The following is a 12545-nucleotide window of genomic DNA, read 5'->3' as shown; positions in this document are numbered from 1 at the left end:
ATCTTTAGAGAAAGGTCCATAACTCTAAACAACAAAGTTTATAGCCGGTCAAACCCCTTGACTTAGACAACCTACCAGACTCTAGATCTAAGTGTTCAACAAGGAATAAAAGCTTCTGCAACTTCTTCCTACCATCAAGAGGCCTATCACGGATCTTGTTAAAATAGATGCCTGATCCCCCAAGCTAAGTAATAGAATAACAGAAGTCCAAAAGTTATTGGCCACACTCTCTCTAGTATGCTTCTATTTAAGAAGTCATAGAGAGTTTTATCCATTATTTCTTGAATGAATAATTGATATTTTTAAAAGCTTCTTCGAATTACTTAAGTAGTGATTCTTCAGGTGATTTCTTGTAGAGGTTTTCGTATAGAAAGCTCCTTATATTGTTCCATAAATGTATATATAGCTCTAACGCGGACAACATTAATATCCCAGTTAAAATAGCCCCGGAAAGTACAACTTGATAATTTGACGGTGAAATATGGAAATAATTAACAAAGTAATTAACAATAAGCTTTACTAAAATTTTCAGGATTGTTGCTAAAATAGTTGCAAATAGAAAATGAACTAGGAGGGTAGGCTTTCTCTTTAGCCCTTTTAATATGCTAGTTAAGATAATATCGGAAATTTCTAACAAATTTATCCCTCCACATGAATTTATGCGTTTGAATCATATCAATATTGTATTCTAATATATTCTAATATAAAAAGTGAAAATAATATGGTTAAGTGCTTATGATTCTGCATAGGTTTAATGAATTAATATTTCATTACCTCGTATTACTATTCTATCATATTTATAATTTAGTTTCTATACTTCTATGGTTTATCATTTCCTAATACATTTTTATAAATGGTTTTAATAGTGAAATTATTTGTAGGAGTTGAAGGGTAGGATTGTTTTGGTTATTGAAGAATACATTATTGAACTAACTGATCAAGAACTCTGTGGTAGTGGAGTACAAAAGATTTTATCTGGCACATCTCATCTAGTTAGGGCTAGCAATATTGCTCGAGGTGCTGCTTTCTGTATTTATGCTGCTCGTTTAGCTGAGGCTATTGGTGCAGTAACTGATTTTGTATCTATAATACCTGGGAGGGGGAGATTGACTCATCAGTTGTTAGCTGTGGCTTTACCGCAGATATTTTATGGTCCGAATGGAGTTGATCTTATTAAGGGAAGACTTCCATATTCAACTATAGAATCATATGTCAACAATACATACAAGGATTTAGTAGAAGCTGGAATAGTGAATAAAGAAGCTATTGAAGAGTTTGAAGATAAACTAGTTAATGAATCTATTACGTACGCTACTAAAATGATTTATAGCTTATCTAGAGTAATGCCTATTTTTATAAGTAGAATAGGATTGAATGAGGGAAGTCTTAGATTATTTACAGAACTATTCATGTATAGTTATAGGTTTCATGTTGTAGGAATCATTGATGCCGTTATAGAAGATCCTATTTCTAGAAAAGCTCTTGTTATTGAGTGGAAAACGGGTAAAACGCCAGAAAACTGGGAGATTGCACAAGCTTATACTTATGCTTTAATGGAGGCTGAAAGACTTGGACACGAAGATCCTGTTGGTGCTGTTAGAGATAGAGAAGACGTTGTTCCAATAGTGATAAGACCTACTGGAAAAATTACGGTATACAGTATAGCGGATACTTTTAGAACAGCTGATAAGACAATTGATAAATATGAATTAATTAGGAACATATTATTATCTGCAGAACACCTAGTCTTAACAATAACAGAGTATACAGATTACATAGATAAAAATACTGCTAAAATCTGTAGCATAAGAGGATTGCATGGACAAAAAATATCTGCTTTCCGCCGGGCGCCAAAAGACTTGCCACGCAGTAATCCTGTTAAATATGGAAACAAATATCCCTGCAGAATTTGTAGGTATAAGGAAGCATGTAAATTCTACATGAAAACATATGAAGACTGGACACTACTAGATAGAATAGCCTATAGAGCTAGACACGCCATATATAAGATTAGAGAGAATGCTCAAAAACCCATAAAAGAGCTATACAATCTATACACAGCAAACAATTATAATATAGAAAGACTAATTGAAGCCATAATTAGGCTGGAAAATACACTGGGTGAGAGCGGAAATCGTATAGATTACTTTGAAAAAGCATCACTAAGTGAACCATATGAAATAATCCTTGAGAGAAAAGTTAGAGAATACGAGAAATCCACAGAACCGATCAAGCTTAAAACGTTAAGAGAAGGAAAACCCGTTCTAATAATTTTTAATGATCCTTATGTGAATAACCCGCTTCTCAGACTAAGTTTCCATGGTAGAGTCGAAGAAATAGAGATAGAGCCTTCAAGGAAGGGAGATAAAGTATACGTTCACGTCGCCGCCCCTAATATTCCATCGAGACTACAACTTGAAATACTAAGAAGAACTACATTCCGTAATCGAGAGTATCTTGAGAAAATAATAGGGGTCGAGATAAACGTTGATTTAACCCAGCTAGAACTACAAGCAATCGACGCATTCCACCGCGGTAGCCGTAAAGTCGCTGAACTCAATATATTAGCTAAAACTGCGGAGAAAATTCGTAAAAAATACAGAGATGCAATGTTTAGTGTCTTGTTTATCGAGGGCTTATTAAAGGGGGAGAATAAGACATGGTAATGTATCACTTATCGGATGCGCTTCGTAAGGCTTACGAGTGTTCACGTAATAGGAATTGTATAGAGAGGGAGGCTGAAGGATCACAGATTGAAGCAATCAGGTTATTCAAGAAAGTAGCTAAGGGCTACCTAGGATTAGGCGCTGTCCAAGGCCCTCCAGGAACAGGTAAGACTAGTGTTTTCGATTTAGGTACTAGAGAAATATTAGATGAAGTTCTTAGTTATAAGGGGAAAATTCTCTATCTATATATTGCTCCGACAAATCATCTTGTTGTTGAGGCTTTTACAAGATTTGTTGCAAACTTGTTTTATAAGGGCTATGATGTTAATGTAATTCTTGATCTAATACGTGTTTATGGATCAAAAATTGAGCCATGTAAAAAAGAGTTTAGGGATGTATCAATAAATAATAAAATTCTACCGTGCAACGAGATCAAAAAGCTAATGAAAAGTATTGATCCTAGAAATGTCAGGTTCGTGTTTGCAACAGAATATCAGAGAATAACTCCGAAACTAGTTGAAAAACCTGATGAGATAAGATTTATTGTTGACGAGGCTAGTAAAACTCCCTTTTTCAGAGTTTTCCTGCCAATAGCGAGAAGCATTATTAGGAATCCTGAGGAAACATATCCTAAGTCGATGATCGTTCTTGGAGATCCTCAACAAGCAATTTCTATTGCAGCAGAATTTAAAACATTTCGTATACCATTGTTAATGAATTATATTAAATCCGTACTTGAAAGACATAATTTAGAAGAATACTATAAGTTTCTCGACACAACTTTTAGATTACCGGGGCCCACTGAAACGCCGATAAGCAGAGGTTTTTATGAAGGAAAACTCAAAGCAAAAGAGCATTTCAAAGTTAGATATAATAAGTTATTGGCCGGCGGCTTAGAGGATGTACTAGATAAATCTAAAACAAAAATGGGGAAAATACTAGATCTTTCAAAATCTACTGTTAAACGTGTTACTGAAACAATTGATGAAGCACTAATAAATGGTATACCATTAATTGTTTTCGAAACAAGAAAATTCCCACCTGGAGATACTTATGATAGAAGCAGGGCGTATTTAGGCTACTTAACAGGTCTCTATCTCTCAATAATATCTATAATATTGCATGGAGGCAATCCAGCTTTTGGAATAAGCTTAACAGCACCATATAGTGATTTAGCTTATAGTACAGGATATTATTTGAAGAAAAAACTAATAGAAACCGGTATAAGCACTGATCACCTTAGATATGCAACTGTCCAATCAATAATTGGAGGCGAAGACGACGTTATAGTGACTATGCTTGGAAAAGAATGGTTGGCCGGAGATGACTTCTCATATTATTCATTCGCCACTACTAGGCCTGAAACAATGTATTTTAGTGAGCACCAAGTTTTAAATGTACAGTTAAGCAGGCATAGATTATTAATGATAATAATAGGAAATATAGACCGGCTCAAGCATTCAGCACACTATGCTAAAAATAAGGGCAAACATATTTCTCAGTATAGAATCGCCGGGGAATCCATAGAGAAAACAATAGAGGGTATTGAGTTACTTAAGGATGGTGGTAGTGTTATAATACGTGAGTTATTCAAAATAGTTTAACCTAGTAGTTCCTCATGTATTTTTATCGCTTATTCATTATTTCTAATAAATACAATGCTAGCCTTTTACTTCTTGAATATCTATCCTTGATCCTCCTTATCTTAGTCTTTAACCCACTTTTCTCAGCATATCTTTGAAGGAACAAATGTGTTGGAACATATACTCCTCCCAAGTAGCTGTCTCCAATAGTATACCATGCAATTCCTTCTAGACTCTCTGCTAATAAATTTATGTGTTTCTGCATATAGTAGAAATACTGTTTGAGGAAACGACCATATCTTTTCCTATACTTGGGGGCCATATTATTGATTAATTGATTAATTACTTCATCATTACTCGTCTTCTTCCACGCTCTAGAGGCTGCTTCACAGCCTGGAAGCTGTAGGTTTCTCCAATAACCTAGGTCTCTACTATTAACTGCAAAGCCGCTCCAAAGCAATTGTAACTGTGTATGCCTTATATAATCAATATTGTTTGCAAAAGGTGGACTAGTTAGTAAACCGCATATATGTTCGGGAAGCCATTCGGTAGAGTCAGCTAGTAATAACATGGCTGATCCTCTGGGTTTAGCATTGGATAGATCTTTTAGAGCTACTTCTAATATTTCAACATATCTCTTCACAGGATCCCCTCGAGGAGGATTACCCTTAAATCTTGGGGCAGGAGTTCTTTTGAGAAAAGAGTATTCATCAGCTATTCTCCCGAGAACTGTGAGCAGTAATAGTCTAAGATCATCATTTATATTTTCGATCACCGCCCTGATTAAACCTATTTTTTCTAGGTGTTCTGGAACATAGTATTTTTCCAGCCTCCTTGTAGGAATATATGGCTTACCTACATTCTCAAGCATCCCTAAGAATCTATCCAAAATCTTCCTTGGTTCTTTAAGTCTTAATGTCTTAGCCTTTGTAACGATAAGACTCCAAGGATTAACATCTAACCCCACAATATTGAAACCCCTACTAATCCCTTCAACAGCAACAACTCCTCCGCCAATAAAGGGATCAACTATTAGACTACAGCCGATCTCCCAGGCTAGATCGAAAAACTCACCAACAATACCAGGCAATAAACCATGCTCTACAAATGTAAATATTCTGTGAACAGGCATATTTTTCCACGGATTCAAAACAGGGTCACCAAAGATCATAGCGAGATCCTAATAGAGTTTTTCTGGAAAAAGAATTAATCTACAAGGCAGAATATAAATTATTATATAAGGAAAAACACTACGATAGGTGAAGCATTCTGGAAAAGAAACTAATAGAAACTCCCTCCTTCCCAAGCCTCGAGATCTCGGAAAAAGCAATCGCTGAGAAAGGACCTGGCAGACCCTCATTCTGGGAAATGGTTTTCTGGTGGACACGTAAACCATTAATAACAGCAAGAGCAGTAATAGCGGGGTCAATAATACCAGCAGACAAAATCGATCCAGAAGCGTTTAAACAGAACATTCTCAGATTAGACAAGAATACTCCACACAGGTTTAATCCAAGTTTTCAGGGAGAACTAGCTGGTTTAAAGAAATTGTTTAAAGAAACAAGTTTGCTAGATCCCTTCGCAGGATTTGGCTCAATACCCCTAGAAGCACTAAGACTAGGCGTGGGAAAAGTAACAGCAGTAGAACTATTGCCAACAGCAGTTGTATTCTTGAAAGCAGTCCTGGAATATCCTCTAAAAACAGTTAGTGATCCTAAATGGAAAAACCTGGCTAAGGATGTAGAGAAATGGGGTAAATGGATTATTGAACAATTAAAAAATGATCAAGATCTAAAAGAACTATATGACGAAGATATAGCAGTATACATAGGAACATGGGAAGTCCAATGCCCCCATTGTAAAAGATATACACCGCTAATAGGAAACTATTGGCTAGCAAGAGTGAAGAAAAATAATAAGTACACTAGAATAGCTTATATGAAGCCAGTAAAAAGAAACAATAGAGTAGATATCGAGGTAATAGATGTAAACAAAAAATACAAAATCTCCTTACTTGACGAGAACAAAATTAAATCAAATAAAATAACCATACCTAGAGGAGAACAAACCATAGAGCTTGAAGTCCCAGAGAAAAACATTGATCCAAAAAAGAAGAAAGCAAAATGTCTATACTGCAGAAACAAAATAGGATACATAAACCCAGAAACAGGACAACACTACCCCGATAAATCAAATTTGCCAACATCTCTCAGAAAAAAAGTCGAATTCTACCCCAAATACGCTCTAAAACAATGGAACAAACTCCTCGAGAAATACTTGTCCGGAGAAATAAGCCTAGAAGAACTCAAAAAAGCACCCGCAAGACCCAGAATACTAGTCAAGGTAAAGACCAGAGGTAAAGACCTAGAATTCGAGCCAGCAACACAAGAAGACCAAGAAAAACTATGGAAAGCACTAGAAAAAATAAAACAAATATGGGGAGACCCAGACATACCAACAGAGCCGATAGAGCCATACTGTTCATCTACTTATCATACAATTGTATGGGGTATTGACAAATTCTATAAACTCTTTAACCCACGCCAACTCCTAACCCTAATCAAAACAGTCAAGCTAATACGAGAAGCTGGCAAGAAAATAGAAGAAGAAAAGCTCAAGAATGGCTGGAGTGAAAAGACGGTATTTAATTATACGGAAGCGGTAATGACTTATCTTACAATATCCCTGTTAAGATATTCAGCGTTTAATTCTATTACAGCGACTATAAGAGCAGACACATTAATGGGCGCAATTGTTGCTGGCTCATTAACGTTTAGAGGAATTGCTATGGTTTGGAATTATGGAGAAATTTCTCCTTACGCAGACATTACCGGTTCTTGGACGAGAAATTTAAGGAGCATATATAATGGCTTAACATATCTTGTATCTATAGTGTCCGAAAATTCTAGTAATGTTAAAGTTATGCTTGATGATGCTACAATGCTTAGAAAACTCAGTAATGAAAAGTTTGATATAATAGTTACTGATCCACCTTATAGGGATGATGTTCCTTATGCTGAGCTTAGTGATTTTTATTATGTCTGGTTGAAGCGTGCCTTGTGTGATATCGAGAATGGTAGGCTTGTTCCGATGTTTCATCGGGACTTATTCTTTAGACGTGTTGGTGCTGTTTGGAAGCCTATTAGTACTCAGTGGGAATTCTTTGCTAAGCGCGAGGTTAGTTTTAATCCTGGACGTTACAGGGATTATGCTGGAAATAATCAGGATGCTGAAAAATATGCTTATGAACGCTACTTAGAGCTCCTCAGCGATTCTTTCATAGCTATGAGGGAGCATTTGAAGGATGATGGGTTGCTTGTTACGTATTATAATCATACTGATCCGGATGCTTGGCGGGATCTATTATGGGCTGGTTGGGCTAGGGGTGGCTTCAGGATTACTGCTACTTGGCCTCTTGATACTGAGAGTAAGCAGTCTATTGTTAAGAGGGGTAAGCGCAGTCTGGATACTAGTTTGATCATTGTTTGGAGGAAGAGATCACAAAGTAGTCGGGTTGGTGTTTTTAGTGATGTATACCGTGAGGCGGTGGAAGTTGCTAGAAACTATTCAGGGGATATTTGGAAAAAACATAGGGGACTAGATGCTTTTATTGGTGTAATGGGTAGGGTTTTAGAAGTTGTAACAAGCTATGATAAAATAGTGTTTCCAGCGAGAAGGAATAAGCTTAGCAACTTTCTGGAGATTAAAAGCAATGGAAAAGATCTGGAGTCTGTTAGCAGAATTATACGTGAAATAGTATTCCCCGCTGCTGCTCGCGGATTGATAGATTATTTAGTTGGTACGTCTATGTTCAATGTTGGTTCTCCAGAAGCTCTGTTCTATCTCTTATTCAAGCTAGTGTTTCTAAGGGATCCTGAGACGGCTCGTAAACTTCTTTCTAAGGAGAAGAAGCTTGATGCTAGCAGTATAACCATATTATCTATTGCTTCAGGCATAGATGTGGATGATATGGTTAAAAAGAGGATAGTAGATGAGAAGCGAGTACCGTCTACTAATAAGAAGGAGTATGTGTTGAATGCGCCTCTAAGCATCGAACCAAGTAGGCTGAGGGTTTTCTTGGAGAAGCGTAGAGGAATTAATCCAGATAAGCCGAGGATAAGTAATAGTGTTGATGCGCTTCATGTTCTCGAATACTATGCTTCTAGATATGATAAAAACGTATTTGAGAAGCTTGTTTCAAAGCTTCGAGAACAACCTAGTGGGCCTAGCTTTATTGATGAAGCTAAGGGTATAGCATATGTTATCTGTAGCTATTTCGAAGGCGATCCGGAGCAACGGCTCTCCATGAGAATGCTTGAATATATGGGCGTTAAATGCGGTCCAGCCAAGCCCATTCATAAAACTATTGATAACTACATAAAGTAAATAAAACATATATGGTAAGGGGATAAAAGCTATGGGTTTCAAACAACATGTTTCTGTGAGGAAGGATGTTCTAGATCCAAGTTTTGACGAGAAACTAGCACCTGAGATCTATGAGGTTGTTTATGGTACAGCTCCTAGAATATATAAGGATCCTAAAGAGTTTTTCAAAAGAACATATCTTACGGATAGTATGAGGACTATTCTATTGGAGATCGGGAATACTCTAACTGAGGGGAAAGGACGCAAGGTTTATCCAATAATAGCCTTTTTCGGCGGAGGTAAGACGCATACATTACTAACTATTTATCACGCTGTTTTAAGCCCTGACTCAACGCATCTACTCTCAGATGAGGTCTATAAATTATATAGGAATGTTAAAGGTGTTGAAATAGTAGTTGTATATGGTAAGGATTCTAAATTAGCACCAAGCCCTGTAAAACCATTAGAGAAGGGATCGCGTAAAATAAAGACTTTATGGGGTTATCTAGCATATAGATTGAAGAGATACGAGCTTGTGGAAAGAGATGATAGAAACGAGACATGTCCTGATCAAAGTGTTCTTAAAGAACTATTGCAGGGACTCAAAGTTGTTATTCTTGTAGACGAGATTCTTGATTATATAGATTCTATTCTATCATCAAAATATAGGAATAAGGAGGGATATATAAGAGAGGTAGTTAGGTTTTTCGATAGACTAGCTCAAGCTGTTGAGTCAACAAACAATGTATTAGTAATAACTATTGCTGCTGAAAAGAAGCCTGAAGGAATAATAGAGCCTCAACCTAGATATAAGAGAATAAGCGAATTCGTAAGAGATCTCCTAGACGCTCTACTACGTGTAGCAGGCAACGTATATGCCCCAATATCTAGGAATACCGAACTCTTCAATGTTATAAAGAAGAGACTTTTCAGTGAAGTCAGAGTTAGTGAAGCCAACGATGAGATCCGCAGACTCATAAATACATATCATGAATTCAAGGAGGTATTTGGGGATACTAGTAAGCTCGAAAAAGATATTAGCGAGACCTATCCCTTCCATCCATCCTATATTAGTGTGCTCAGGGAAATAGCTGAAAGAGTTACCGGTAATAGGACCAGGTTCTTAATGAGAATATCCAGGCTACTGTTAAGAAAACTATTGAATAGCAATGAGGACCCAGTACTGATTATGCCATGGCACATTGACCCTGTCGAGCTAGGCGTTGAAGGCCTCTTCTTCATGGGAGATTATAGTGATTACCAAAAAATATATATTGATGAAATAATTGCACTAGATAAGAAAATCCCTAGAGAATCAGCAAAGAGAAACTTAACAAAAATAATTCTAAGAACAATATTCTTGTCAACCTATCCTTATGATAGTCTTAAAGCAGAACCCGTGTTTCCAACAAGCAAAGAAATCGCTCAAATGGTTTATGAACCAAAATTCTTCGAAACCAATAGATTTAAGCCAGTAGATATAAGAGATGCATTAACGGAGATCAAGATCAGCAACTATACTGTATTCCTACATTACGATGAATCAACCGATAGATACTGGTATTCTAGAATTGCATCCATCAAGGAATGGATTAGAAGAGAAGCTAAAAGAATCCTAGAAGAAAACAGGAGCTATGTCGAGAACCTGCTTATGGAGAATATACATAAATTAATGACCTCACGTTTAATCGAGATAGGCAGATCTAGAGAAGCTAGTGTTTATTCTATGGAACAATTTAATTATGTTGAAATATTCGATACAAAGAATATATCAGTTTATAAATATGCGTCAGAGGCGGAGGTTCCCGATAACAGTTACTATAAACTGGTTGCTATACTATATAATAAGCAAGAGGAGATCGAAGAACTGATCTATAAGTTTAGAGGAATTGAGAGAACGTATGCTAATACCGTTGTAGCAGTAACAATTTCAACAAGGGACAAGCTTGAATCGCTTCTCGAGTATCAAGCTCTTCTGAGAGCAGCGGAAATAATTATGGATAGAATTAATGAGCTGTATAGTGGTTATGCCAAGGAGATCAGGGATATTGAGAGAAGTATTGCAGCTTATCAGAAGAGAGTGTTCGAGAACATTTTATTAACGAATATTCTCAACTTCTTTGATCAAGTATATTATCCGGTAGTTAGGGGTTCTAGAAGAATTGTTGAGAAAACATATGCTACAACATCTGATAGATCAATTAGCGAAAAAGTTGTCTCAGCACTTAGCTCTCCAAACATCGGCAAAATAGTTAGATCATTAAATTTTGAATCGTTAAAGACTTATTTAAGCAAAGTGGAAATTGAGATAAACCCTGGGAGAAAGATCAGTGTTGGAGATGTTATCAACGTCTTTAAGACTAGGCCCGAACTACCTATGATAAGAGAAAGTAGAATAATAGATGCCATCAAAGAGGGTGTATCAAACCTGGAAATCGCCTTAATAGACGAGTTCAATAGAAGATACTTTAAACACATATACTCACCAAGCGATATTACGTCATTTACTGACAAGGATAGAGGAGAAGTGCCAACAAGTATTCGGGAAAGTTTTATTATAATGCATTGGCGAGACGCGCTAAGAGAGATGCTAGAAGAGATCAAGAGGGATATAGAAGAAAACAATGGGGCAAGGAAAGATAAGGGTATTCTCAAGTTAAACTACTACGTTATATACAGAAACAATAAGTATCCAATTAAGGATATCGAAAAGTTTCCGGACTGGGAAATAATTCTTAGAGACGGCTTCATTGTTAAGGAGGAAAATATTCTGAGAACAGGGATAAACCTGATAGTCGAACCATCATATATTGAGATTTCACCGGACGATAGCGTAGACGTGAGAATTGAGGCTCAACCTCTAGGAGATTATAGAGGTAATATTAAAATTAACGTATCTAGTGATGTAGTAACAGATCATGGAGTTCTTGAAGGACAAGTGCCATTTAAAACATGGATCAAAATTAATGGTTCAAAGATCAGGCAACAAACATTGATAACGATTAAGGCAATCGACGATTATGGTAATTCATATGAGGGAATAATAATTGTTAAGCCTAAGACCAGCATCATTATTGTTGAGAAACCAGGGGTTTTTGAAAAAGGAGATATATTGATCGGTATTAAGAGCTTAGTTAACAATAAGAACTATAGAGATGTGCTAGAGCTTATTAATGAATTAAATGAATTAGTAAATAAACCAGATGAGAATGTATTCATTGTTAATAAAATGGAACTACATGTGGAAAGCCGTGAGTATGGAGTGGGTAATGTTTTATTTAAACAAGCTGACCCAGTAATTGTCTATGAGGTTATTAGCGATCTGCTAGGTTATATGGGTTCAAATATATCTGTTAAGGGAAGCTTTGAGGCAGAATTTACAAAAGAAATAATTATTAATTCAACTCTTAAAAGAATGCTTGACAAATACATTAGATACGCCGGCATAGAAGTAACAGTTGTGAGGAGAAAATAATGAGCTTTACTATTGATGAGGAAGCTAAGCCTCTATATTACTTAGTAATTTATTCTAATTCTAAGAATAATAAGGGAATTTCAAGATTTTATGCTGGCACAACCAGGAGCAGAGGAGTATTAGAAGTAAAAATTAGATGTAATCCTCAATTACTAATGCAATATGCTCTTAGAAACGGCTTCAAAAAGAAAGGCGGCAGAAAAATTATGACCTTCACAATAGATAATTGGGAAACATATGCAAAGGTATTAATCTACGCCGCTATCACTAGTAATTTGAGAACTTATAAGAAAAAACTCCAAGCAATTGAAGCTCTTAACACACTTACATATTTAGACTTAAAATATTGGGCGGGAATAATTACTGAGAGATTTAGAGAACAAAAATATCTTGGAATTCTCAGACCAGCTAGAGCTCTAAGAATACTTCTCGGAATCGATAAAAGGTGAAAATATA

The 12545-nt window shown here is 36.3% G+C and carries 6 protein-coding genes; 5 read left to right on the top strand and 1 reads right to left on the bottom strand.

The annotated features are described in order from the left end of the window. The first annotated feature begins 902 nt into the window (after nucleotides 1-902). Nucleotides 903-2666: a PD-(D/E)XK nuclease family protein gene (locus tag SMAR_RS02935; protein ID WP_011838877.1), complete on the top strand. Its 1764-nt coding sequence runs from the start codon at nucleotides 903-905 to the stop codon at nucleotides 2664-2666. Then, a complete protein-coding gene (locus SMAR_RS02930) occupies nucleotides 2660-4270 on the top strand; it encodes a DEAD/DEAH box helicase family protein (protein WP_011838876.1) in 1611 nt (536 codons plus the stop codon). Before SMAR_RS02935 ends, SMAR_RS02930 begins: the two co-directional genes overlap by 7 nt. Before the next feature lie 22 nt (nucleotides 4271-4292). On the opposite strand, the gene SMAR_RS02925 is transcribed toward SMAR_RS02930, so the two are convergent. Next, the gene (locus tag SMAR_RS02925) at nucleotides 4293-5399 is read right to left on the bottom strand and encodes a hypothetical protein (protein WP_052833798.1); all 1107 of its coding nucleotides are present in this window, start codon (nucleotides 5397-5399) and stop codon (nucleotides 4293-4295) included. Nucleotides 5400-5515: 116 nt separating this feature from the next. On the opposite strand from SMAR_RS02925, the gene SMAR_RS02920 reads away from it, so the two are divergent. The 3 genes from SMAR_RS02920 to SMAR_RS02910 are packed head-to-tail and all read left to right on the top strand — an operon-like array spanning nucleotide 5516 to nucleotide 12538. Further along, nucleotides 5516-8635 carry a DUF1156 domain-containing protein gene (locus SMAR_RS02920; protein ID WP_052833797.1) on the top strand — a complete coding sequence of 1040 codons (3120 nt, stop codon included), beginning with the start codon at nucleotides 5516-5518 and terminating at the stop codon, nucleotides 8633-8635. Between the two features lie 31 nt (nucleotides 8636-8666). Beyond that, nucleotides 8667-12089: an ATP-binding protein gene (locus SMAR_RS02915; RefSeq protein ID WP_011838873.1), complete on the top strand. Its 3423-nt coding sequence runs from the start codon at nucleotides 8667-8669 to the stop codon at nucleotides 12087-12089. Continuing rightward, the gene (locus tag SMAR_RS02910; protein WP_011838872.1) at nucleotides 12089-12538 is read left to right on the top strand and encodes a hypothetical protein; all 450 of its coding nucleotides are present in this window, start codon (nucleotides 12089-12091) and stop codon (nucleotides 12536-12538) included. Before SMAR_RS02915 ends, SMAR_RS02910 begins: the two co-directional genes overlap by 1 nt. The last annotated feature ends 7 nt before the right edge of the window (nucleotides 12539-12545 follow it).

This window comes from Staphylothermus marinus F1, assembly GCF_000015945.1.
GTDB lineage: Archaea > Thermoproteota > Thermoprotei_A > Sulfolobales > Desulfurococcaceae > Staphylothermus > Staphylothermus marinus.
Note: the sequence above shows the minus strand (reverse complement) of the source record. Positions and strands in the feature narration are given on the sequence as shown.

Excerpts from the sequence above, each read along its gene's own strand:
- SMAR_RS02915 (WP_011838873.1), top strand. The coding sequence starts at position 8,667 with ATGGGTTTCAAACAACATGTTTCTGTGAGGAAGGATGTTCTAGATCCA.
- SMAR_RS02910 (WP_011838872.1), top strand. The coding sequence starts at position 12,089 with ATGAGCTTTACTATTGATGAGGAAGCTAAGCCTCTATATTACTTAGTA.
- SMAR_RS02930 (WP_011838876.1), top strand. The coding sequence starts at position 2,660 with ATGGTAATGTATCACTTATCGGATGCGCTTCGTAAGGCTTACGAGTGT.